Raw genomic sequence first — 23,316 nt, forward strand, 5'->3', positions numbered from 1 at the left:
TTGAGTACGGATCACATTGGACGGAAGAAGGTGGGCGATGAGCGACACCGAAACTCGCCGGAGCCTCCGGGCGGGCCGCGGCATCGTGACCGTCCTGGCGGTGCTCCCGCTGGTGCTGGCGGGCTTCGTGATCGGCTACGGGGTCGGCACCGGGGACCGCCCGGGCGTCGACGTCGACGAGGCCTGGCAGGACGGGAACGGGACCTACGATCACGAGCCGCTCGAAGCCACCTTCATCGCCAGCGAGATCACCGTCCCGGCACCCGAGTCCCCCGCCGTGCTGCCCGTCGGCTATGCCACGGGCCTCGGCATCGCCGTCTCGCACCTCCAGTTCGCACTCGACGAGTCCACGATCCGGCCCGATCACACGGCCGAGCTGCGCCTGCCCGTCGCCGTCCCGCCCGACGGCGAGGGCATGATCGTCGAGGTCGCCTCTGTGCGCTCGGTGGCCTGCCTGTGCTCCCTCACCGCCGACACGGCCCCGCCGTACGGCGCGGTGTGGGACGCGGTCCATGTCGACGCGGGCACCACCGAAGTGGTCTTCGATGTGACCGGCGCGATCAACGCTCCGGGCCGCTACGGATTCGCGGTGACGACCCCCGACCGCGACTCGTACCTCGAGTTCGCGGGCACCGAGTACGAGACGGGGCCGCGTCTGCGCACCATCTCACAAGTGCCGCCGGTGAGCCCGGCGCCGTTGAGCCAGGGGCCGACCGCCGCACCGACCACGCCTCCCGGGACGCTCCCGCCGGATCCCGGTTCGGGTGAGTCGCCGACTCCGGCGGTCTCCGGCCCGCCCTCGCAACCGGATCCCGGTTCGGGTGAGTCGCCGACTCCGGCGGTCTCCGGCCCGCCCTCGCAACCGGATCCCGGTTCGGGTGAGTCGCCGACTCCGGCAGTCTCCGGCCCGCCGCTGCAGCCGGAGTCCGGCCAGGCTGTGGACACCTTCAGCGAATGCGTCACGAACGAGAAGCTCGTGCCCAACTGCGGGACCCTGATCGGCGCCGCCGCCGGAGGGAAGACCTCGCAGGACAAGGAAGACGCCTTCCTCGAATTCGAGGCCACAGTAGAGCGCACACAGCAGATCTACCATGCGTACGAGCGGGCCGACGACAAGCTGTTCCCCACCAAGGACCAGATCGCGCTGACCGAAGACCCGGAGCGCCCGCGGACCCTGTTCATCAACTGGAAGCCGCAGATGGCGAAATGGGCCGAGATCGCGGCGGGCGACCCGGAAGTGGACGCCTACCTGGACCGGCTCGCCGCGCATATCAACGCGAGCTTCGACAAGCCGTTCTTCTTCACCGTCCACCATGAACCCGAGAACGACGTCGTCGACCGGCCCGGCTCGGGCATGGAGGCCAAGGACTACGCGGCCATGTACCGCTATGTCATCGAACGCCTGCGCGCGAACGGCGTGGACAACCTCGTGTCCGTCATGAACTACATGGGTTACCTCAAATGGGTCGAGGTGCCGTGGCACGACGACCTGTACCCCGGTGAGGACGTGGTCGACTGGATCGGCCTGTCGGGATACGGCCAGACCCTCAAGGACGACGGCCGGTTCGATTTCGGCGAACTGCTTGACACGGCCCATCCCGAATACGGCTGGCCCGGCTACTACCACTGGGTCGCCGAGCAGCACCCGGACAAACCGATGATGCTCGCCGAGTGGGGCGTCTTCACCCACGATGATCATCCGGGCCATCAGCAGACGGTGTTCGAAGCCGCGATGGACCAGATGGCGCACTATCCGCGGCTGAAGGCGATCGTCTACTTCTCGTCGCCGAACGCCGAAGGCCGCAATTCCGAAGTAGACCAGGATGCGGATGCGCTGGAAGCCTTCAGGACATTGATGCGTTCGCCGTACCTCGACGTAAGGCTCGACCTGGACCCCGCCTCACGGCCGAAGTAGCGCTGCGGCGGCGGCGACGAACGCGCACCGGGCGCCCGCGGGGCCGTCCACGCCCGCACTCGGGCAGCGGCACCGTGGCGCGGGCTCAGCCCTCCGCCCGAGGCGCCTTCGGGTGGCGCTTGTACGGGGAGACGAAGCGGTCGCCGGGGATCCAGAACCGCCAGTCCGTGTCGGCCGCTTTCGTGATGCCGGTGCGCGGCCCGGCCGCGACCGCCGCCGCGCCCGTGCCCTGCAGGACCGCGCCGACCATGTCGCGGCCGTCGTCCTCGCGGCCCCAGCCCATCGCCTGCGCGAGCCGCGCCGGACCGCGCGCGAGGTCCCGGTCGGGCACCTTCGCGCCGCGCCGCCCGCGCGCCGTCTCGACGCCGGCCACGACCTCGCCGGCCCGCAGCAGCACCGCCGCGCCGGAGCCGTCAGGGCCGCACACGAGGTTCGCGCAGAAATGCATCCCGTAGGTGAAATAGACGTAGAGGAACCCGGGCGGGCCGAACATGACGGCCGTTCGCTTCGTCTCGCCGCGGAAGGAATGCGAAGCGGGGTCGTCCTCGCGGTAGGCCTCGACCTCGGTCAGCCGCACGGTCACGCCGTTCGCGGCCACCAGGCAGCCCAGCAGCTCAGGGGCCACCTTGACCGAATCGCGCGCGAAGAACGCGCGCTCGAGCGCAGTCCTCACGCGCAGCCGGTCGGCGCTTCGGCGGCCGCCGGGATCTTCGCCGCGATCACCGTCGAGAGGTCGTTCAAGACGTCGACCGGCTGCTCGTTCGCCTCCGGCACGCTCACGCCGACCGGCACCTGCCGGTCCAGCGTCGTCCACTCCAGGCCCGCCTCGTCCGAGTACCAGCAGACCCCGTTGAGCTTGTAGACCAGCGCCGTGTCCGCGACCGCCACGGGCTCGACCCCGCAGGTCGCCACCGCCGCCGGGTCGCCGTACGCCATGACCGACTCCGCCGCGCCCGCGCCGCCCTCGACCGGCCGCGCCTGCAGGCCGCCTGCCCGCTCCGGCGCGGTCGCCGTGAGCGCCAGGCAGATCACCGCGTCCGCTTCGCTCAGCGCGGGCGCCTCGACCGACACCGGCGACAGGTCCTCGTGCTCCGGCTCCGCCTCGGGCGCGATCGCGTTGAACACCAGCACACCGGCGACGACGGCCACGGGCAGCGCCACGACGGTCGCCACGACCGCCGGAAGCCGCGACTTCTTCTCGGAACCCACCGCGCTCCTCAGGTGTCGAGAATCGAACAGGTCAACGTGCGGGTAATGCCCGCCACCCGCTGGACTCTACTCACCACGAGCGCCCGCAGATGGTCCGCGGAGGCGGCCTCGGTGAGCACGACCACGTCGTACGGGCCGGTGACGATGTCGACCCGGACCACGCCCTCTAGCGCGGTGACGGCCTCGGCGACCTGGTCGGCCATGCCGACCTCGGTCTGAACCAGGATGTACGCCTGCACCATGCGGCAGTCCCCTCAGGAGCAAGGGCGGAACGGGATCGTGAGGCCCGACCCGACACGGGCGGGCCTGACCGCTTCGCGAACGCCCTTGAGCGAAGATTACCCAGTCATCCAGCGACCTTCAAATGCCGAGGAATGAGCCCCACGTGAGTGAGACCGTCGCCGAGGTCGGCGAGTTCCGCCTCATCGAGCGCTTCACGCGCCACTTCGCGACCACCCCCGCCGTCGTCCTCGGCCCCGGCGACGACGCCGCCGTCGTCACCGTCCCCGACGGACGCGTGGTCGCCTGCACCGACATGCTCGTCGAAGGCAACCACTTCCGCCGCGACTGGTGCTCCGCCGCCGACGTCGGGCACAAGGCCGCCGCCGCCAACTTCGCCGACATCGCCGCCATGGGCGCCCGCCCCACCGCGCTCCTCGCCGCCGTCGCCGCCCCGCAGGACCTCCCCGCCGAATGGCTCGAAGGGCTCGCCTCGGGCCTCGCCGCCGAAGCCGCCGCCGTCGGCGCGGCCGTCATAGGCGGCGACACCACCCGCGGCGACCTCCTCACCGTCACCGTGACCGCCCTCGGCGACCTCGAAGGCCGCGAACCGGTCACCCGATCCGGCGCCCGGCCCGGCGACGTGCTCGCGCTGGCCGGCCGGATCGGCTGGGCCGCCGCCGGCCTCAACGTGCTCTCGCGCGGCTTCCGCTCGCCGGGCGCGCTCGTGGGCGCCTACCGCAGGCCGCAGCCGCCGTACCCGGCCGGACGTGACGCCGCCCTCATGGGGGTGCACGCCATGATCGACGTCTCCGACGGGCTCCTCGCCGACGTCGGGCACGTCGCCGACGACTCCGGCGTCGCCATCGACGTCGACACCGCCGCCCTCCCGGTGCCCGAACCGATGCGCAACGCCGCCGAAGCACTCGGCGCCGACGCCCGCCGCTGGCTCCTCAGCGGCGGCGAGGACCACGCGCTCGCGGGGGTCTTCCCGCCCGACGTGCTCCTCCCCGAAGGCTGGCGCCGCATCGGCACCGTGACCGAAGGCGCCGGCGTGACGGTTGACGGCCACCGCTGGACCGGCCCGACCGGCTGGGAGCACTTCACGAAGGAGTAGGAGGCCGGCGGTCGCCCCTGAACGCCGGACCCACCCACGCACCCCGGGTCCGGCGTCCCCGCACGGAGTCGGCGACGGCCGCCGAATCGCACGATGGTCGTCGCGATCGCCTCAGGCGGTCGCGGTGCCCGCTTCCGGGTACGACAAAGCGCCGCCGGGGCGGTGCCCCGGCGGCGTAAGACTTCGCGGCGTCAGCCCTTAGCGGGTGACCTTGCCGGCCTTGATGCACGAAGTGCAGACCTTGGCGCGGCGCTTGTTGTCACCGGAGCCAGTCGCGATGCGGATGGTCTGCAGGTTCGGGTTCCAACGACGACGGGTCTTCTTGTGGGACCACGGGACGTTGTTGCCGAAGCCCGGGCGCTTGGCGCAGACTTCACACACGCTCGACATAATCCAAAACTCCTGCATTGACGTTCATTCGGCCCACCCCGACGGCGGGCAACCCCGTAATTCTAACGGACCCGGCGGAGCGCCGGCCATCCAGGTGGCGGGACCTGCGCCACAGCCCCCGGAGGCCTCGCCTCCGGCGGCCGGGACGGCCCGGGCACGGGTCCGGTCCTCCCCGGGCGGAACACCTGCGCCGCAACCGGACCCAAGCCCGGATCGCGCCGGTTCGTCGGTCCTCCCAGGACGATCCGCGGCGGCGCTGCGCTGTGGCGGCTGCCGCGGTCGGCTACCGTTGGTGACTCTAGGATGGGTTCAGATCCCGTAGGCTGGCCGCATACACATGATGTGCCGATGCCCATATCTTCTTTGGTGAGTCGAACATGAGCCACACCCCGCAGCAGCCTGCCGACGGCTGGCAGCCGCCGCAGCAACAGCCCCCGGTGTACCGACCGAACGAGCAGCCTCCGCAGGAGGAGCAGGCGCCCTGGTCGCCGGAGAGTCAGCGCATGGCGCAGTCGGGCCGGCAGGGCGTCCCGGTCGAAGAGGACGGGACCGTCAAGTACGTCGGCGGCCCCGGCCAGCCGTCGCCCCAGCAGTACGGTCCGCCCCCGGGCGTTCCCGTCTCCCCGTTCGACGCGCCGCAGCAGCAGGCCTTCCAGGGCATGCCCCCGCAGCCGCAGCAGCCGTTCCAGGCGTCCCCGCCGCCGCCCTCGGTCTCCGACCCGTTCGGGCCCTCCGGCGGCATGCCCGTCTCGGGCATGCCGGTCTCCGGGATGCCCCCCGTGTCGTCGATCCCCGCCTCCGGCATGCCCGTCTCGTCCCCGGTCGGCCAGCCCCCGTTCGGCGGCCAGTTCGGCCCCCAGGGCGGCCAGCTCGTGCCCGTCTCGGGCGGCGGCGCGCAGCCGTGGGGCGCGCCCGACACGATCCAGCGCAAGAACAAGAAGAAGGGCGGCAAGGGCCCGATGTGGCTCATCGTCGCCGGGATCGTGGTCATCGCGCTGGCCCTCGGCGTCGGCGGCTTCATCCTCTTCAACCCGCTCGACAACCGCAACGGCACCGAAGGCACCATCGAGAGCAGCCAGGCCGTCGAGAGCCAGTCGCCCGACGCGACCGCCGGGAACGTCGTCGCCGACGAGGCCTCCGGGCTGAGCATCCTCGCCCCCGAGGGCTCCACCGAGGCGACCGACCCGCCCGCCGGGTTCACGACGCCGACCGGCCTCGTCCTGGGAGGCTCCGGCCCGACGGTGTTCTTCGGCGCGCTCGACCCGGCCGCGATCGGCGCCGGCCCCGACGTGCCGCTGCCCGACATCGCCACCAACCTGCAGAACCTGGCCGCGACCTGGGCCGGCGGCGCCGCCGAAGGCGCCCAGACCGTCCAGTACCGGGTCGACGCCCGCTCGGCGCAGTTCAGCACCTTCACCGTCGGCGACCTGACGGTGATGACCGCGATCATCGAGAACGGGGACGGCTACGTCGGCTTCGCCGGGTCGGCCTCCGCCGACCAGGTCGAGGCCCTGGAGGCGGCCCGCGGCAGCCTCAGCTTCGGCTCGTAGCCCGAGGCTCCGAGACGGCAAGGCATCGACCGGCCCGCGCGCGAGAGCGCGCGGGCCGGTCCCTTTTTCCGCCGTCCGAACCCCCGCAACGGCCCTGCGAGGGCGTATTCTCTTAGCCCGTGGTGGAAATCCCTGAAACCGGACGACAGCTCCTCGACGCCGACATCATGCGCGAGTGGGCCGCACGCGCCATCGACACGCTGACCCGCCACCGGCGCAGCGTCGACGAACTCAACGTCTTCCCCGTCGCCGACTCCGACACGGCCACGAACATGGTCGCGACCCTCCAGGCCGCGTTCCAGGGCGGCACGCCCGGGCTCGCCCTCGAACCGCTCCTCGACGAGGCCGCCGGGCGCGCGCTCCTCTCGGCCCGCGGCAACTCCGGCGTGATCCTCGCCCAGATGCTCCGCGGCCTCGCCGACGTCTGGGACAGCGACGAGATCGACGCCAAGGGCTTCGCCGCCGGGCTGCGCGCCGCGACCGACGCCGCCACCGGGGCCGTCGCCGTCCCGACCGCCGGCACCATCCTCACCGTCGCCGAGGCCGCGGCCTCGGCCGCGGGGAAGGCCGCGCCGTTCGGCCTCGTCTCGGCCTCCCGCGCCGCCGCCGAGGCCGCCTCGGAAGCCGTCGCGGCCACCCCCGGGCAGCTGCCCGCGCTCGCCCGTGCCGGAGTCGTGGACGCCGGAGGGCTCGCGCTCACCGTGATCCTCGAAGCGCTCGTCGAGACGCTCACCGGCTCGGTCTCGACCGGCGCGCTCGACCTCCTCGAACGCCACCGCGTGCGCACCGTCTCCGAGGTCGAGGAGGTCCCGCGCGAGACCGGCTCGGAGGTCTACGGCTACGAGGTCCAGTACCTCCTCGAAGCGAACGCGGCGGCCGCCGCGGACCTGCGCCACCGCCTCACCGCGCTCGGCGACTCGGTGGTCATCATCGGCTCGCGCGCCGCGAAGGACGTCACCACTTTCAACGTCCACGTGCACGTCAACGACATCGGCGCGGCCATCGAGGCCGGGATCGAGCGCGGCCGCGTCCACCGCATCTCCGTGACCCGCTTCGACGACACCCTCGGCGGCCACCACGCGAGCGCCCGCATGCACGCCGCCCCGGCGCGCCACCACCAGGCCCCGGTCCCCGAGGAGCCGCAGCGCGCCCTCGTCGTCGTCACCGCCGCCGCGAGCATGCGCGCCTTCCTGCAGGGCGAGGGCTGCCGCACGGCGACCGCCGCGACCGTCGGCGCCGAGCTCGCCGCCGCGTTCGACGACGGCGCCGCGAGCGTCGTCGTGCTCACCGGCCCTGACGCCGACCGCGCCGTCCACCGCGCCGTCGAGTCCGCCCGGAGCGAAGACCGACAGGCCGCCTCGATCCCCGCCGCCACCGTCGTCCAAGCGGTCGCCGCCGTCGCCGTCCACGATCCCGAGCGGGAGTTCGACGACGACGTCACCGCCATGGCCGAGGCGGTCGAGGCCTGCCGCACGGGCGAAGTCCGCAAGGGCGACAAGGATTTCGCCGTCGTCGTCCGCGACCTCGTCAAGCACGCGGCGGCCGACCCGGTCGAGGCCGCCCGCGACCTCGCCGACCGGCTCTGCGCCGACGGCGCCGAACTCCTCACCGTCCTGCCCGGCGCCGGTTCGAACGCCGGGATTGTCACAGCCTTGAGCGATCATGTCCGGGAGGCGTGGCCGCTGGTGGAGATCCAGCAGCTGCCCGCCGGAGACGACGAACCGCTGCTGCTGCTAGGAGCCGAATGACCATTGGGCTGGACACCCGGCTGCGCGAGGTCCTGGGCAAGAAGACCTGGGAAGCGCTCAAGGACGGCCTCGGCCTCGAGACCGTCGGTGACCTCATCGGCCACTACCCCTTCCGCTACGCCCAGCGCGGCGAGCGCACCGACCTCGGCGCGCTGGAGATCGGCGAGGACGTCACCGTCGCCGCGCAGGTGCGCGCCGCCGTCCAGAAGTCCTTCGTCCCCAAAGGACGCGGACGCGGCGCCAGACCCGGCGGCAAACCCCGCGACCTCCTCGAAGTGATCGTCGCCGACGAGGCGGGGCGCACCCTCACCCTCACGTTCTTCAACCAGGCCTGGCGCGCCAAGGAACTCGTCGCCGGACGCTGGGGCCTCTTCGCGGGCAAGGTCGCCCAGTTCCGCGGCCGCCTCCAGCTCAACTCGCCGCAGTACCAGCTCCTCGCCGAGGACGCCGCCGACCCCGGCAGCGCCATCCAGGAGTTCGCCGGGACCCTCATCCCCGTCTACCCCGCGACGGCCGAGCTCCCGTCCTGGAACATCGCCAAGGCCATCCACACCGTCCTCGACCTGGTCCCCACCCCGCCCGACCCGTTCCCGCGCGCGCTGCGCGAGGAGCTGAAGCTCCTCGGCTACGGCACCGCGCTGCGCCAGATCCACCGCCCCGAGTCCCATGAGGCCCTCGGCGCGGCCAAGAAGCGCCTCAAATGGCAAGAGGCCCTGGTGATGCAGGCCGTGCTCGTGCGCCGCAAAGCCGAAGCCGCCGGGGACGCCGCCACCGCCTACGCGCGCGGCGGCGCCCTCCTCGACGCGTTCGACGCCCGGCTCCCGTTCGCGCTCACCGAGGGCCAGCGCCAGGTAGGCGACGAGATCGCCGCCGAACTCGCCGGCGAGCACCCCATGCACCGGCTCCTCCAAGGCGACGTCGGCTCCGGCAAGACCCTCGTCGCCCTGCGCGCCATGCTCCAGGTCGTCGCCCACGGCGGCCAGGCCGCGCTCCTCGCCCCCACCGAAGTCCTCGCCGCGCAGCACCACCGGTCGATCGCCGACATGCTCGGCGACCTCGCCCGCGGCGGCGAACTCGGCGCCCCTCCGGAGGCGACCCGCGTCGCCCTCCTCACCGGCTCCGCGACCGCCGCGCAGCGCCGCACCGTGCTCGACGAGGTCAAGACCAACACGGCCGGGATCGTCATCGGCACGCACGCCCTCCTCTACGACGGCGTCGACTTCGCCGACCTCGGCTTCGTCGTCGTCGACGAGCAGCACCGCTTCGGCGTCGAGCAGCGGGACGCCTTGCGCGCCAAGGCGAAGCGCACCCCGCACACGCTCGTCATGACCGCCACGCCGATCCCGCGCACCGTCGCCATGACCGTCTACGGCGACCTCGAGACCAGCCGCCTCACCGAGCTCCCCGCCGGCCGCACCCCCATCGCCACGCATGTGGTGCCCTACACCGACCAGCGGTGGATGACCCGCACCTGGAACCGCGTGCGCGAAGAGGTCGCCGCGGGACGCCAGGCCTACGTCGTCTGCCCGCGCATCGGAGGAGACGACGTCGAAGACGGCGGCGGCAACGGCGACAAGCGCCCGCCGCTCGCGGTCGTCGACGTCATCGAGCACCTGCGCGGCGGCCCGCTCCAGGACCTCAGCCTCGGCCTGCTGCACGGCCGCCTCGACGCCGATGAGAAGGACCGCGTCATGCGCGCCTACGCGGCGGGCGAGATCGACGTCCTCGTGGCGACCACGGTCATCGAAGTGGGCGTCAACGTGCCCAACGCGACCGCGATGGTCGTGCTCGACGCCGAACGCTTCGGCATCTCCCAGCTCCACCAGCTCCGCGGCCGCGTCGGCCGCGGCGCCCACCCGGGCCTGTGCCTCCTCGTGAGCGAAGCCGCCGAGGGCACCTCGTCGCGCGAACGCCTCGACGCCGTCGCCTCCACCACCGACGGGTTCGCGCTGGCCGAACTCGACCTGGAGCAGCGCCGCGAAGGCGACGTGCTCGGCGCCGCCCAGTCGGGCATGAAGTCGCACGTGAAGCTCTTGTCGCTGCTCAAGGACGCGGACATCATCGAGGCGGCCCGCGCCGAGGCGACCGCGCTCATCGCCGCGGACCCGCAGCTCAAGGGCGAACCGGGCCTGGCTGAACTCGTCGACGACCTCGCGGCCGACCGCGGCGAGTTCCTGGAGAAGGGCTGAGAGCGCCCAGGGTCGGGGGAGGGCTCGGGGGGCCGCGGCGGGGCCGGCGCCCTCGCTGCGCTCGGGGCGTAGGGCGTGTCCCTTCCCACCCGCATCCGCCTGCACCCGACCGAAGAAATGCGATGACTCTCCCACAGTGGTCCGACATCGCCGCGGACGCGAGCAGTCGTCATTCCCGGTCGGGCACCGGCAGGCTGCGGTTCGGACGACGGCCGCCCGCGCCAGCGGTCCGCGCAGGGCCCCGGCAGGCTGCGGGTGGCGCTGGGCCCGATTATTGTTGGGGCAAATGACTAGGATCATCGCCGGCAGCCTCAAGGGCCGCCGCCTCGCCACGCCCCCGGGGGACCGCACCCGGCCGACCTCCGACCGGGTCCGTGAAGCGCTGTTCAACTCGCTCGCCCCCGGCGGCGACCTCGACGGCCTGCGCTTCGCCGACCTGTACGCCGGGTCCGGCGCGGTCGGGCTCGAAGCGCTCTCGCGCGGCGCCTCCGCGGCGCTGTTCGTCGAGTCGCACGCACTCACCGCGAAGCTCCTGCGCAAGAACATCGCCGATCTCGGCGTCACGGGCGCGGACGTGATCTGCGCCCCTGTCGAGAAGGCGCTGCAGACCGCCCCGAGCGAGCCGTACGACATCGTCTTCGCCGACCCGCCGTACGCCGTCACCGACCTCGCCATCGCGCAAGTGCTGGAAGCGCTGGTCGGGTACGGCTGGCTCGCCGAGGACGCCGACGTGGTCGTCGAACGCGGCGGGAAGGACGCCTCCGTCCCGTGGCCGCGCGAGATCGCAGAAGACCGCGTCCGCCGTTACGGCACGACGGCCCTTTGCTACGGTCACGCCCTGTGAAACCTGAAGCCCGAATCGCCGCCTGCTCCGGGTCATTCGATCCGGTGACCTACGGTCATCTCGACATCTTCGGACGCGCCGCCCAGCTGTACGATGAAGTCTGGGTCGCGGTCTTCCACAACGCCTCCAAGAACGCGCTCTTCAGCGTCGAGGAACGGGTGGAGCTCCTTCGCGAGACCACCGCGGACATTCCCAATGTCCGCATCGCGTCCTTCCAGGGACTCGTCGTCGACTTCTGCAAGGAGCACGGCGCCGGGGTGCTCGTCCGAGGCGTGCGCGCGGCCTCCGACTTCGACTACGAACTTCAGATGGCCCAGATGAACTACGGGTTGGCGGGGATCGAGACGGTCTTCATCCCGACCAACCCCCTCTACTCCTTCCTGTCGTCCTCGATGGTCAAGGACGTGACGAAATGGGGCGGCGATGTCTCATCGCACGTGCCTGAAATCGTCCAATCACGACTTATCGAACGCTTGCGGCAGGAATAGCCACACTTTCCACCCTCATCCGGGACAATGTCCCCATGACAGACATCGACGGGAGCAAATCGGTGGGTGCGCTCGACCGGATCGAAGAGATCATCGCCTACGTGGAGCAGGCCAAGGCCGTGCCCATGTCCCGGGCCTGCAAAGTGGACCGGGCCGAGATGATCGCCATGCTCGAAGAGCTCCAGAACGAACTCCCCGGCGACCTCCGCCGCGCCGAGGCCATGCTCCAGGAGCGCGACAAGATCATCGACGCCGGCGAGCGCGAGGCCGAGCGGATCATCACCGAGGGCGAGACCGAGCACGCGCGGCTCGTCTCCCGCCACGAGATCACCGTCTCCGCCGAGCACGAGGGCAACCGCATCATCGCGGAGGCCCGCGGCGAGGCCCAGCGCCTGCGCGACGAGGTCGACGAGTACGTCGACACCACGCTCGCGAACTTCGAGCAGTTCCTGCACCGCGCCCTCTCGGGCGTCGAGCGCGGCCGCGACAAGATGCACACCCTCCGGGAGATCGGCACCTTCGCGCCCTCGCCGCAGGAGCCCGTCGAAGAAGAGAAGCCGCTGCCGCAGCTCTAGGTGTGATGTCCAGGGACACGGTCGGCGCGTCCGCATGCCCTGAGCTGCGTCACGGTGCCCGCTACCTGGGTTGGGGCCGGTGCCGCCGTTGATGTAGCATTACCGGTCGGCCTCGATCGAGGCGCACCTCCCTATCGAAGGACCGCAAGACACCCATGACCACGACCGCTCTGGATCCCGCCGCGCCGCTGGTGTTCGACACCGCGGAGCTGCGTGGCGCGGGCACGATGATGCACATCGCGCGCGAGATCCCCGCCCCCGAGGCCTACGGCCTCGAGGACGTGTTCGCGGTCCCCAAGGGCGCGGTCCTCGATCTCGACATCCACCTCACCGGCGTCAGCGAAGGCGTGCTCGCCAGCGGCCAGGTCGAGGCGGTCGCCGAAGGCGAGTGTGCGAGGTGCCTCGCACCCGTGCAGGACGCTCTCAGCGTCCAGGTGCAGGAGCTGTACGCTTATGAAGGCTCCGTCACCGAAGCGACCACCGAGGCCGACGAGATCATGCGGCTCGAGGGGGACCTGCTCGATCTGGAGCCTGCGGTCCGGGACGCGCTGGTGCTGGCGATGCCAGTCACCCCGCTGTGCCGACCTGACTGCCCGGGATTGTGCGCCGAATGCGGCGTCCCCTGGGATGAACTGCCCGACGACCACGTTCACGAGACCGTGGACCCCCGTTGGGCGGGCTTGGAGAAGCTTCGGCTCGCCGACAATGACGGCGAACCGAAATAGCACAGCGTAAGCGTATAGGTATGGAGTTCTGAAGTGGCTGTTCCGAAGCGTCGTATGTCGCGCAGCAACACCCGGCACCGTCGGTCGCAGTGGAAGGCTGTCGCCGTCCAGCTGGTCGAGTGCCCGCAGTGCCACGCCAAGAAGCGCGGCCACCAGGTCTGCGAGGTCTGCGGCACGTACAGGGGCCGTCAGGTCCTCGAGGCCTAAGTCCTCCCGCGCATGGGCGACAAGGCAGTACAACATTTCGAAGCGGTGTTCGGGGTCCGAGATATCGACCCCGAACTGCTGCGTCTCGCCCTGACGCACCGGTCCTACGCCTACGAGCACGGCGGACTGCCCACCAACGAGCGCCTGGAGTTCCTCGGGGACTCCGTGCTCAGCCTGGTGGTCACCACTGCGCTCTACCAGGACCACCCCGACCTGCCCGAAGGGCAGCTCGCGCGCCTGCGCGCGTCGGTGGTGAACATGAAGGCGCTGGCCGGTGTGGCGCGTCGCATGGGCGCGGGCGGCATCGGCCCGTACCTCCTGCTCGGCAAGGGCGAGGAGACCTCGGGCGGGCGCGGCAAGAACTCGATCCTCGCCGACGCGGTGGAAGCGCTGCTCGGCGCGGTCTACCTGCAGTACGGCGTGGAGACCGCCAAGGTCGTGGTGCACCGGTTCTTCGACCCGCTCATGGAGGCCGCGGCCGGCCAGGGCGCGGCCCTGGACTGGAAGACCAGCCTCCAGGAGCTGACGGCGGACTCCGGTCTCGGCGTGCCCGAGTACCGGATCACCGAGTCGGGTCCCGACCACGCCAAGCAGTTCACCGCTTGGGCGGTCGTGGCGGGCGAGGAGTTCGGCGACGGCTCCGGCGGTTCGAAGAAGGACGCCGAGCAGATCGCCGCCAAGCTCGCTTGGCAAGTGCTGTCCGAGCGCTTGGGCGTCAAACAGCGTTAAGGCCTGCATCGCGAGGGGCGGCACCGATCTTCGGTGCCGCCCCTCGCGTTTGGCGCTGCGCCGTTCGGCCGTCCACAGCCCCCACCCACCACTGGAGGGGAAGGATCGTATGGGGCGATCGTCCCGGGGCGGGCCGACAAGAACGGCCCGCGGACGGCACCGCGGGCCGGAATGCCACCCGAAAGCATGACGCAATGGCCGTGACGGCCGCAGCGAGTGGGGCGTGGGTCAGCGCTGGCACTTCGGGCAGTAATGGGCCGAGCGGTCGCCGATGACTTCGCGCTTGATCGCGGTGCCGCAGCGTTTGCACGGCTGGCCGGCGCGGCCGTAGACGGCGAGTTCGCGGGCGAAGTAGCCGGCCTCGCCGCGGGCGTCGACGTACAGCTCGTCGAAGGAGGTGCCGCCGACCGCCAGTGATTCGGTGAGCACGTCCTTCACACGCCCGAGCAGCTCGAGGGCCTTGCGCTTCGAGAGCGAGTCGCCGCTCCGGCGCCCGCGCAGCCGCGCCCGCCACAGGGCCTCGTCGGCGTAGATGTTGCCGACGCCGCTGATCCAGGTCTGGTCGAGCAGGGCCTTCTTGACCTCGATGGTCCGCCGCAGCAGCCGCTCGGCGGCCAGCGTCGCGTCGAACTGGGCCTCGAACACGTCGGGGGCGATGTGCGCCATGGTCTTCGGCACCGCGTCGTCGAGTTCGGCGAGGTCCCAGTACCCGAAGGTGCGCTGGTCGATGAACCACAGCTCGCGCTCGTCGGCGAACCTGAGCCGGCCGCGGAGGTGCTTGTGCGCCTCGCGGCCGTCGGTCACGACGTGCAGCTGGCCGCTCATGCCCAGGTGGCACACGAGCGCCCGGCCGTCGTCGAGGGTCAGCCACATGAACTTGCCGCGCCTTCCGCTGCCGGTGACCTGCAGGCCCTTGAGGCTCAGCTGGAAGTCGTCGATGCCGGTGGCGTGGCGGCGCACGGTCCGGGGGTTGTAGACCTCGGCGGCGCGGATGAGTCCGCCGCGGAAGGCCTCGTCGACCCCGCGGCGGACGGTCTCTACTTCGGGAAGCTCTGGCACCCCTCAAGTATGGTCCCCCCGGCCGCGCGGGGCCCGGGCGGCTCAGCTGAGCTGCGGGTGCTTCTCCCTGACGGTGTCGATGCCGTAGTTGATGGCGAAGGCGATGGCCGCGAGGCGGGAGTTCACGCCGAGCTTGCCGAGCACGTTCTGGACGTGCGAGCGGACGGTCGACACGGATACGCCCATCTGGGTGGCCATCTGGGCCGTGGGCTCGCCGCGGACGATGCGGCGCAGGACGTCGTCCTCCCGGGGCGTCAGGTGGTGTGCGAGTTCGAGCGCGTCGTGCTCGCCGAGGAGCGGGGCGGGCTGGAGGGCCGCGCGCAGCAGCTGCGGGTCGTAATAGGGCGGGCTGAGTAGGCCGCGGTCGATCGCGTCGAGCAGGTCCCCGGGCATGATGTGGGTGTTGGCTATGCCGGCGGCCGAGACCGAGACGGCTTTGCGGAGGACGGAGCCGTCCTCGCGGTCGGTGATGAGGAAGACCGGTCGCTTGCAGTCGGTCAGGACCCGGTTCCGGGAGACCGCCTCGAGGGCGACCAGGCAGCAGTCGATCTGCGCATCCGCGGCCACGAGCGCTTTCGCGGTCCTGGCCTCGACTGGGATGTCACCGCGTCGGTGGAGCAGGGGTCGAATGCTGGCGGAGAAGACCCGGTTCGGGTCGTACAGCATGACACGCACGGTTGGCACCTCGTCCTTCAGGTATTTTCGGTCGCCTCCCCAGATGCGCGCCTCAGCGGGCGGCCACCCCAGCATGACTGCTGGTAATCGCCCCGTCCAGCGTTGAGTCGGATGCACGACAGTAAGAGGTTCGGGTGCCTTTCACCTGCGATAATGCAGGCTCCTCAGCCGAAGTTCTGGACCCAGTAGAGGGTGCCGTCGCGGTCGGCCACGCCGACGCCCAGCACGTCGTAATCGCAGTTGAGGATGTTGGCGCGGTGGCCTTCGGAGTTCATCCAGCCCTCCATGACGGACGCGGCGTCGGGGTAGCCGGCGGCGATGTTCTCGCCGACGCCGCCTTCGTAGCCCTGCTCGGCGGCGCGCTCGGTGGGGCCGCGGCCGTCCTGGGAGGTGTGGTCGAAGTAGTCGTTGGCGGCCATGTCCTCGGCGTGGAGGCGCGCGGCGGCGTCGAGGCGGTCGTCGCGTTCCAGTGCGCCGCAGCCGGCTTCGGCCCGCTCCTGGTCGACGAGGTCGGCCACGGCGGCTTCGACGTCGGCGTATTCGCCTGTCGGGCCTTCGTTCTCGTCGCCGCCGGAGTCGCCTTCGTCCGATTCGGCCGGTGCCGCGGAGGTTTCCTCGGGCGTCTCGGTGGTGGGGACTTCCTCGGCCGCTTGCGTGCGCATGCCGGCTTCGCCGGGCGCGTCCTCCACTCGGGCCTCAGGCGAGGCGGGCTCCTCGGCACCGGTCGTCTCGACGGCTGCCGTGGCGGGGTCGGCGTCGGAGGCGGCGATGCCGTCGAGTGGCGATCCGAGCGCCCACAGTGACGTCGCTCCCGCGGTGAGGCCGAAGACCGCGGGGATGACCATGAGCATCCGGCGGCGGAGTTCGGCGCGGTCGCGGTGGCGACCGCCCTGAAGTCTTCGCATGGGGGTACGGGCCTCGTCACGTGGGGTTACGTGGAAATCATTCGGATTTGCGGGGACCCTACCAGGTTCCGGCGGGCCGCGCACGCGTCGATCGGGCGCGCGCAGGCGTGAGGGACCCCCCTCGGGTGTGACCCCCGTCGAATCCAGTGGGCAAAGCATGTGCAAAGCTTGACGAGAACCGTCGATTAGGCGGATGATGTCAGGAGACGGCCAGTGTTCACGAGCCGTGCTCCACTGGTCCGGCTAGGGGCAATCGGCCCCAGCGGCTAAAAAAATTCACTCAGCAAATGCGACGTTTTCGTGGTGCGTACGCCAACGCCACCACCCGACGTGATCGCAAGGAGAAACCATGGCGAAAGCCCTCTACGGCCACCTCGGCCAGGCTCCGAACAAGCGCCTGCTCGAAGAAGTGGTCCAGCTACGCGCGCGAGTACGCAACCTCGAGTCCGAGCTCGCCGAGATGCGGGCCCGTGAGGACGAGATCGAGCACGATCATGTCGAGGAGTTGATGCGGCTGCAAGAGCCCGCGTTGACTTAGTTCGTCTCGCGACAACGAAACATCAGCGCGCCTGCTGCGGGACAGCCGGCGCGCATTGTCATGTCTGGACCGCTTTTCCCCACCCCCTTCCCGGTTCGTCCCCTTTGGGGCCTTTGATATGCCACCCTCCCTGACGAGCGCCTTGTAGGCTGGGACGGTCCCGCACCCGAACCGCAGCACACCAGCCCGGAGCGACCGTTGTACCTGAAGAGCCTCACGCTGAAGGGCTTCAAGTCCTTCGCCTCGGCCACGACCCTGCGCTTCGAACCGGGCATCACCTGCGTCGTGGGCCCGAACGGCTCCGGGAAGTCCAATGTCGTCGACGCCATCGCCTGGGTCCTCGGCGAGCAGGGCGCGAAGTCCCTGCGCGGCGGCAAGATGGAGGACGTCATCTTCGCCGGCACCACCGGCCGCCCCGCGCTCGGCCGCGCCGAGGTCACCCTCACGATCGACAACTCCGACGGCGCCATCCCCATCGACTACTCCGAGGTCTCGATCACCCGCCGCATGTTCCGCTCCGGCGAGGGCGAGTACGAGATCAACGGCGACCGCTGCCGCCTCCTCGACGTGCAGGACCTCCTCTCCGACGCCGGCATCGGCCGCGAGATGCACGTCCTGGTCGGCCAGGGCAAGCTCGACTCCTATCTGCACGCCCGCCCCGAGGACCGCCGCGCGTTCATCGAAGAGGCCGCCGGCGTCCTCAAGCACCGCAAGCGCAAGGAGAAGGCCCTCCGCAAGCTCGAGGGCATGCAGGGCAACCTCGACCGCCTCGCCGACCTCACCGGCGAGCTGCGCCGCCAGCTCAAGCCCCTCGGCCGCCAGGCCGAACTCGCCCGCCGCGCCCAGACCATCCAGATGGACCTGCGCGAGGCCCGCCTGCGCCTCCTCGCCGACGACCTCACCTCCCTGCGCGGCAACATCGCCAAGGACCTCGCCGACGAAGAGGCCCTCAAGGAGCGCAAGGCCGTCCTCGCCGACGAGCACGAACGCCTCGCCGCCCAAGTGGGCGAGGTCGAGGCCGCGCACGCCGCCGACAAGCCGCGCCTGGCCCGCCTCCAGGAGACCTGGTACCGCCTCCAGGCCGTCGCCGAGCGGCTCCGCTCGACCGCGCAGCTCGCCGCCGAGCGCCGCCGCTACCTCTCGGAGGACACCGGCGACGACCGCGCCGGACGCGACCCCGACGTCCTCGAGACCGAGGCCGAGCGCATCCGCGAGCAGGAGGTCGAACTGCGCGAGTCCATCGCCGAGGACTCCGAACGCCTCGCCTCCGCCGTCGAGGCCCGCGAGGAGACCGAGACCGCGCTCGCCGAAGCCGAGCAGCGCATCGTCACCGCCGTGAAGGCCGCCGCCGAGCGCCGCGAAGCCCTCGCCACGCTGCGCGGCCGCGTCGACTCGCTCCAGACCCGCACCGCCGCCGCGGCCGAAGAGCTCGAACGCGCCAGCATCGCCCTCGCCGAGGCCCGCGAACGCGCCGAAGCCGCCGCCGAGGCGCACGCCGAAGCCGAGGCCGAGAACGAAGCGGTCGAGTCGAACGCCGAGTTCGACGAGGCCGTCGCCGAAGCCAAGGCCCGCGTCGCCGCCGCCAAGGCCGAAGTGGACCGGCTCCAGGCCGCCGAGCGCGAAGCCGACCGCGAGGCCACCCAGTGGGCCGCGCGCGAAGAGGCCCTCGCCGTCGGCCTGCGCCGCAAGGACGGCGCCGCCGCGCTGCTCGCCCGCGCCGACGCCGTGCCGGGCGTGCTCGGGTCGGTCGCTGCGCTCCTCACCGTCGAGCCCGGCTACGAAGCCGTGCTCGCGGCCGCGCTCGGCCGCCTCGCCGACGCCATCGCCGTCGCCGACCCCGCCAGCGCCGCCGAAGCACTGCGGCTGCTCCGCGACGAGGACGGCGGCCAAGCGTCGTTCCTCATCGGAGGGTCCGCCGCCGAGATCACGATCCCGCCCGGGTTCAGGGCCGTCGCCGACATCGTCACCGCCCCCGCCGAACTCGCGGGCGCGCTCCGCACGGTCCTCGCCCGAATGGTGATCGCCGACGACCTCGAGGCCGCCTGCGCCACCGTCGCCGCGCACCCCCGGCTCATCGCCGTCACCCGCGACGGCGACGTGCTCGGCGCGGCCGAAGCCTTCGGCGGCTCCGCGAAAGCCCAGTCGTACATCGAGATCCAGGCCGCCGTCGATGAAGCCCGCGACCGCAAGCTCGGCGCCGAGTCCAGCGCCGCCCAGCTGGGCGAGCAGCTCGAGGCCGCCCGCGAGGCCCACGCCGAAGCCGAAGCCGCCGCCGAAGCCGTGCGCACCGCGCAGCGCCAGGCCGAGGCCGCCCACTCCGTCGTCGCCCGCCGCCTCGCCGAACTCGGCGCCGCCGCCCGCAGCGCCGAAGCCGAGGTCGCCCGCCTCCAGCAGGCCAAGGACCGCGCCCAGGCCGCCCGCGAGACCGACACCGCCGGCCTCGAAGGACTCGAAGCGCAGCTCGAGGAACTCGAAGCGCTCCCCGAGATCGAAGAGCCCTCGACCGACGAGCGCGACGTCCTCTCCCGCGCCCTTGACGCCGCCCGCCAGAACGAGATGGAGACCCGCCTCTCCGTCCGCACCGCCGAAGAGCGCGCCTCCGCGCTGGCCGGCCGCGCCGACGCGCTCGCCCGCCAGGCCCAGTCCGAGCGCGCCGCCCGCGCCCGCGCCGAAGCCCGCCGCGCCGCCCGCGCCCGCGGCGCCAAAGTGGCCGCGCTCGTCGCCGAAGCCGCCGAGAACGCCGGCGTCCAGCTCACCGACTCCCTCGAGGCCGCGGCGATCGAACGCGACCGCATCGGCGCCGAGCAGGCCCGCCGCGAAGCCGCCCTCGCCGACCTCCGCACCCGCGCCTCCGCCACCGCCGCCGAACTCGAGCGCATCACCTCCGCCGCGCACCGCGACGAGGTCGCCCGCGCCGAGCAGCGCCTGCGCATCGAGCAGCTCGAGGAGAAGGCCGGCGCCGAGTTCGGCGTCGACATCGAGACCCTGCTCGCCGAGTACGGCCCCGACCAGCCCGTGCCGCCCAGCGCCGAAGAGGTCAACGCCGCGCTCGAGAAGGGGAGGCCCGAGCCCGAGCCGTACGAGTTCGACCGCGCCACCATGGAGAAGCGCGCCGCCCGCGGCGAGCGCGAGCTCAAGCTCCTCGGCAAGGTCAACCCGCTCGCGCTCGAGGAGTTCGCGGCCCTCGAGGAGCGGTACAAGTTCCTCAACGAGCAGCTCGAGGACGTCAAGAAGACCCGCGCCGACCTCACCACGGTCGTCAAGGAAGTGGACGACCGCATCCAGCAGGTCTTCGCGGAGGCGTTCGCCGACACCGCCCGCGAGTTCGAGATGGTCTTCCAGACCGTCTTCCCCGGCGGCGAGGGCCGCATCCTGCTCACCGACCCCGACGACCTGCTGCGCACCGGCGTCGAGGTCGAGGCCCGCCCGCCCGGCAAGAAGGTCAAGCGGCTCTCGCTGCTCTCGGGCGGCGAGCGGTCGCTGACCGCGCTGGCGCTGCTGGTGGCGATCTTCCGCGCCCGCCCCAGCCCGTTCTACCTGATGGACGAGGTGGAGGCGGCGCTCGACGACGTGAACCTGGGCCGCCTGCTCGACCTGCTGCGCCAGCTGCAGGAGAACTCGCAGCTGCTCATCATCACGCACCAGAAGCGCACGATGGAGATCGGCGACGCCCTGTACGGCGTGACGATGCGCGCGGGTGTCACGCAGGTCATCAGCCAGAAGTTCTCCCGCGAAGAGGACTGAGCGCGCCCCAGTACAGTGGTCGTGCACTCGAACCTGTGGAGGACTTTCCTGTGGACAACCTGTGGATCTGGCTGGTCGCGGCCGTCGTCGTGATCGCAGCGGCGGTCGGCATCGCGATCGGCGTTCGCGCGTCCCGCTCGAAGGCGCCGCAAGTCGAGGCTCCGGCCGAGGAACCGCGGGTCGAGGCCCCCAAGGAGGCTGAACCGGAGGCGGAGGCCCCGAAGCCGGCCGGGCCCGCCATCGAGAAGCCCGAGCCGGTCGAGGGCCGCCTGGTCCGGATGCGCTCGCGCCTGGCGCGCTCGAACAACGCGCTCGGGAAGGGCCTGCTGGCGCTGCTGGCGAGCGACAAACTCGACGACGACGTGTGGGACGAGGTCGAGGAGACCCTGCTGACCGCCGACGTCGGCATCGCGGACACGACCGCGGTGGTCGGGCGGCTGCGCGAGCGCGTCAAGGTCCTCGGCACCCGCGACCCCGAGGAGCTGCGCCGCCTGCTGAAGGCCGAGCTGACGGCCGTCCTGGAGCCGGAGCTCGACCGCTCGATCGCGACGGTCTCGCCGTCGGGCGCGGGCCCGGCCGTGATCATGATGGTCGGGGTCAACGGCTCCGGCAAGACCACGACGTGCGGCCGCGTCGCCCGCGTGCTCATCGCCGAGGGCCAGACGGTGCTCATGGGCGCGGCGGACACGTTCCGCGCGGCCGCCGCCGAGCAGCTCGAGACCTGGGGTTCGCGCGTGGGTGCGAAGGTGGTGCGCCGCGGCGAGGGCGCCGACCCCGCCTCGGTCGCGTTCGACGCGGTGAAGGCCGGGGCCGAGGAGGGCGCGGACGTCGTCCTGGTCGACACCGCCGGGCGGCTCCAGAACAAGGCCGGGCTGATGGACGAGCTCGGGAAGGTCAAGCGGGTCATCGAGAAGCAGGGCCCGGTCGCGGAGACCCTGCTCGTGCTCGACGCCACGACGGGGCAGAACGGGTTGCAGCAGGCGAAGGTCTTCGGCGAGGTCTGCGACGTCACCGGCATCGTGCTCACCAAACTCGACGGCAGCGCCAAGGGCGGGATCGTGATCGCGGTTCAGCGGCAGTTGGGGGTACCGGTTAAGCTGGTCGGACTCGGGGAGGGGCCGGACGACCTGGCCCCGTTCGAAGTCGGAGCGTTCGTGGACGCCATCGTCGATGGCGGCACCGGCGACGGCGACGAGTCCTGACACCCCTTTTCAACGACCACGGCAGGCACTGCGGGGACCGGTGAGCCAAGACGAGATTCCGCTGATCGGCGGCAACACGAGCACGGTCGTCCGGCTGGGCGACACCGTCCGCCGGAACACGGGACCCTGGACGCCTGCGGTGCACGCGCTGCTGCGGCACCTCGACGGGGCCGGTTTCACCGGCGCGCCGCGGGTGCTCGGCATCGACGAGCACGCCCGGGAGGTGCTGTCGTTCGTCGAGGGCGAGCCGGGCAAGTACCCGCTGGCGCCGCACTGGACGACCGACGAGACCATGGCCGCGGTCGCGAAGATGCTGCGGATGTTCCACGACGCGCAGTACGGCTTCCGCCCGCCGCAGGGCGCGACCTGGCGGTCGTTCGGGCCGCCGCCGCCGGACACCGAGGTCATCTGCCACCACGACGCCGCGCCGCACAACGTGGTGTGGCGGCCGGACGGGACCCTCTCGCTCATCGACTTCGACCTGGCGAGCCCGGGCGCGCGGATCTACGACGTCGCGTACGCGGCCTGGACCTGGGTGCCGATCTTCACCGACCGGGACTCGATCACGCTGGGCTGGAAGAAGCCCGACCGGGCGCGGCGGCTGCGGATGTTCGCGGACGCGTACGGCCTCTCCGACCGCGACCGGCAGCGGTTCATCAAGGTGATCCGCAAGCGGATCGTGGACCACATCGAGGGCATCCGGCGGATGGCCCAGGCGGGCGACCCCGCGTTCGAGCGGATCGTCGAGAAGGGACACCTGCGCCGCCCCGCGCGGGACCTGCGGCTGCTGGACGCCGAGCGGTACATCCTGGACGAGGCGCTGCGCTAGGTCCTGCCCTCTGCATCAGACCGGTCGCTGTCCGGCCCGTTCGCCCGCTCGGCTGCGTCTTCGGGGAGCCTTCCGCCTTGCGAGCGAACCAACGGACGCGGAAGCCGCCGCTCCTTGATTCACCGGACAGGCCGGTCCGTGCCCTGGCGCGGCGAAGACCCGCCGACGAGCCGGGGGCCGGGGGTCTTCGCCTGCGCCGCAAGGCCTCAGGGGCGCGGAACGCAAAGGTGGAGCGCTCCCAGTCGGCGGCGGAAGGATTCGGTCGCTGTTCGCAGATCTGGTGGGCGCCGCCGAGATGCGGCTTCCTGATGGTGTTGAGGGAAGTGAAAGCAAACCTACCGGGCGACCGCTTACCTGTCAATACATAGCAAAATGCCAATATCACGTGCAGTGGGCGGTTCGATCCGATCGGCGCGTGGCGCGTGGCGCGCGGCGCCGCACGAGGCCGCCGTGACACGG

The 23,316-nt window shown here is 71.6% G+C and carries 22 protein-coding genes; 15 read left to right on the top strand and 7 right to left on the bottom strand.

Annotated features, from left to right (window positions below):
• The first annotated feature begins 37 nt into the window (after positions 1–37).
• Positions 38–1,915, top strand: coding sequence for a hypothetical protein (locus tag AB0K52_RS01515; RefSeq protein ID WP_363524558.1), 1,878 nt, complete (start codon positions 38–40; stop codon positions 1,913–1,915).
• 85 nt (positions 1,916–2,000) lie between these two features.
• On the opposite strand, the gene AB0K52_RS01520 is transcribed toward AB0K52_RS01515, so the two are convergent.
• The 3 genes from AB0K52_RS01520 to AB0K52_RS01530 are packed head-to-tail and all read right to left on the bottom strand — an operon-like array spanning position 2,001 to position 3,366.
• Entirely contained in the window at positions 2,001–2,588 is a 588-nt protein-coding gene (locus AB0K52_RS01520) for a DNA-3-methyladenine glycosylase (RefSeq protein WP_363524561.1), read from the bottom strand.
• Positions 2,585–3,124 (bottom strand): DUF3515 family protein, encoded by a 540-nt coding sequence (locus AB0K52_RS01525; protein ID WP_363524564.1) that lies wholly within the window; start codon positions 3,122–3,124, stop codon positions 2,585–2,587. Before AB0K52_RS01525 ends, AB0K52_RS01520 begins: the two co-directional genes overlap by 4 nt.
• 8 nt (positions 3,125–3,132) lie before the next feature.
• The gene (locus tag AB0K52_RS01530; protein ID WP_363524567.1) at positions 3,133–3,366 is read right to left on the bottom strand and encodes an Lrp/AsnC ligand binding domain-containing protein; all 234 of its coding nucleotides are present in this window, start codon (positions 3,364–3,366) and stop codon (positions 3,133–3,135) included.
• Between the two features lie 143 nt (positions 3,367–3,509).
• Here AB0K52_RS01530 and AB0K52_RS01535 point away from each other — a divergent pair, with 143 nt between their 5' ends.
• Positions 3,510–4,460 (top strand): thiamine-phosphate kinase, encoded by a 951-nt coding sequence (locus AB0K52_RS01535; RefSeq protein WP_363524570.1) that lies wholly within the window; start codon positions 3,510–3,512, stop codon positions 4,458–4,460.
• A gap of 198 nt (positions 4,461–4,658) precedes the next feature.
• Here the strand turns inward: AB0K52_RS01535 and rpmB are convergent, their stop codons facing one another.
• Positions 4,659–4,850 carry a 50S ribosomal protein L28 gene (gene rpmB, locus AB0K52_RS01540; RefSeq protein WP_030157716.1) on the bottom strand — a complete coding sequence of 64 codons (192 nt, stop codon included), beginning with the start codon at positions 4,848–4,850 and terminating at the stop codon, positions 4,659–4,661.
• A 377-nt stretch (positions 4,851–5,227) separates the two neighbouring features.
• On the opposite strand from rpmB, the gene AB0K52_RS01545 reads away from it, so the two are divergent.
• The 9 genes from AB0K52_RS01545 to rnc all read left to right on the top strand — a co-directional run bounded on the left by AB0K52_RS01545 (position 5,228) and on the right by rnc (position 13,905).
• Entirely contained in the window at positions 5,228–6,400 is a 1,173-nt protein-coding gene (locus AB0K52_RS01545; RefSeq protein ID WP_363524573.1) for a hypothetical protein, read from the top strand.
• Positions 6,401–6,522: 122 nt separating this feature from the next.
• Positions 6,523–8,148, top strand: coding sequence for a DAK2 domain-containing protein (locus tag AB0K52_RS01550; RefSeq protein WP_363524576.1), 1,626 nt, complete (start codon positions 6,523–6,525; stop codon positions 8,146–8,148).
• On the top strand, positions 8,145–10,337 hold the full coding sequence (recG, locus tag AB0K52_RS01555) for an ATP-dependent DNA helicase RecG (protein WP_363524579.1): 2,193 nt from the start codon (positions 8,145–8,147) through the stop codon (positions 10,335–10,337). Before AB0K52_RS01550 ends, recG begins: the two co-directional genes overlap by 4 nt.
• Positions 10,338–10,623: 286 nt before the next feature.
• Positions 10,624–11,181: a 16S rRNA (guanine(966)-N(2))-methyltransferase RsmD gene (gene rsmD / locus AB0K52_RS01560; RefSeq protein ID WP_363524582.1), complete on the top strand. Its 558-nt coding sequence runs from the start codon at positions 10,624–10,626 to the stop codon at positions 11,179–11,181.
• Entirely contained in the window at positions 11,178–11,669 is a 492-nt protein-coding gene (gene coaD / locus AB0K52_RS01565) for a pantetheine-phosphate adenylyltransferase (protein WP_208495295.1), read from the top strand. The genes rsmD and coaD overlap by 4 nt, the downstream gene beginning before the upstream one ends.
• A 62-nt stretch (positions 11,670–11,731) precedes the next feature.
• Positions 11,732–12,244: a hypothetical protein gene (locus AB0K52_RS01570; RefSeq protein ID WP_363525028.1), complete on the top strand. Its 513-nt coding sequence runs from the start codon at positions 11,732–11,734 to the stop codon at positions 12,242–12,244.
• 155 nt (positions 12,245–12,399) lie between these two features.
• Positions 12,400–12,969: a YceD family protein gene (locus AB0K52_RS01575; RefSeq protein ID WP_363524585.1), complete on the top strand. Its 570-nt coding sequence runs from the start codon at positions 12,400–12,402 to the stop codon at positions 12,967–12,969.
• 33 nt (positions 12,970–13,002) lie between these two features.
• Positions 13,003–13,176, top strand: a complete 174-nt coding sequence (gene rpmF / locus AB0K52_RS01580; protein ID WP_208495292.1) for a 50S ribosomal protein L32 — start codon at positions 13,003–13,005, stop codon at positions 13,174–13,176.
• A gap of 12 nt (positions 13,177–13,188) precedes the next feature.
• Positions 13,189–13,905 (top strand): ribonuclease III, encoded by a 717-nt coding sequence (gene rnc, locus AB0K52_RS01585; protein WP_208495291.1) that lies wholly within the window; start codon positions 13,189–13,191, stop codon positions 13,903–13,905.
• A gap of 228 nt (positions 13,906–14,133) precedes the next feature.
• Here rnc and mutM read toward each other — a convergent pair whose 3' ends face one another.
• The 3 genes from mutM to AB0K52_RS01600 all read right to left on the bottom strand — a co-directional run bounded on the left by mutM (position 14,134) and on the right by AB0K52_RS01600 (position 16,544).
• Positions 14,134–14,964 carry a bifunctional DNA-formamidopyrimidine glycosylase/DNA-(apurinic or apyrimidinic site) lyase gene (gene mutM, locus AB0K52_RS01590; protein ID WP_363524589.1) on the bottom strand — a complete coding sequence of 277 codons (831 nt, stop codon included), beginning with the start codon at positions 14,962–14,964 and terminating at the stop codon, positions 14,134–14,136.
• 42 nt (positions 14,965–15,006) lie between these two features.
• Complete coding sequence (locus AB0K52_RS01595) at positions 15,007–15,630, bottom strand: response regulator transcription factor (RefSeq protein WP_363525031.1); 624 nt, start codon at positions 15,628–15,630, stop codon at positions 15,007–15,009.
• A 173-nt stretch (positions 15,631–15,803) separates the two neighbouring features.
• Positions 15,804–16,544: a CAP domain-containing protein gene (locus AB0K52_RS01600; RefSeq protein ID WP_363524592.1), complete on the bottom strand. Its 741-nt coding sequence runs from the start codon at positions 16,542–16,544 to the stop codon at positions 15,804–15,806.
• A gap of 349 nt (positions 16,545–16,893) precedes the next feature.
• Here AB0K52_RS01600 and AB0K52_RS01605 point away from each other — a divergent pair, with 349 nt between their 5' ends.
• From AB0K52_RS01605 to AB0K52_RS01620, 4 genes are all read left to right on the top strand, one after another.
• Positions 16,894–17,082: a hypothetical protein gene (locus AB0K52_RS01605; RefSeq protein ID WP_208495287.1), complete on the top strand. Its 189-nt coding sequence runs from the start codon at positions 16,894–16,896 to the stop codon at positions 17,080–17,082.
• A gap of 198 nt (positions 17,083–17,280) precedes the next feature.
• Complete coding sequence (gene smc, locus AB0K52_RS01610) at positions 17,281–20,826, top strand: chromosome segregation protein SMC (RefSeq protein ID WP_363524596.1); 3,546 nt, start codon at positions 17,281–17,283, stop codon at positions 20,824–20,826.
• 59 nt (positions 20,827–20,885) lie between these two features.
• A complete protein-coding gene (ftsY, locus tag AB0K52_RS01615; RefSeq protein ID WP_363525034.1) occupies positions 20,886–22,028 on the top strand; it encodes a signal recognition particle-docking protein FtsY in 1,143 nt (380 codons plus the stop codon).
• A 40-nt stretch (positions 22,029–22,068) separates the two neighbouring features.
• Positions 22,069–22,857 (top strand): aminoglycoside phosphotransferase family protein, encoded by a 789-nt coding sequence (locus AB0K52_RS01620; protein ID WP_307792886.1) that lies wholly within the window; start codon positions 22,069–22,071, stop codon positions 22,855–22,857.
• Positions 22,858–23,316: the final 459 nt, after the last annotated feature.

Source organism: Glycomyces sp. NPDC049804 (assembly GCF_040674615.1).
GTDB classification, from domain to species: domain Bacteria; phylum Actinomycetota; class Actinomycetes; order Mycobacteriales; family Micromonosporaceae; genus Glycomyces; species Glycomyces niveus.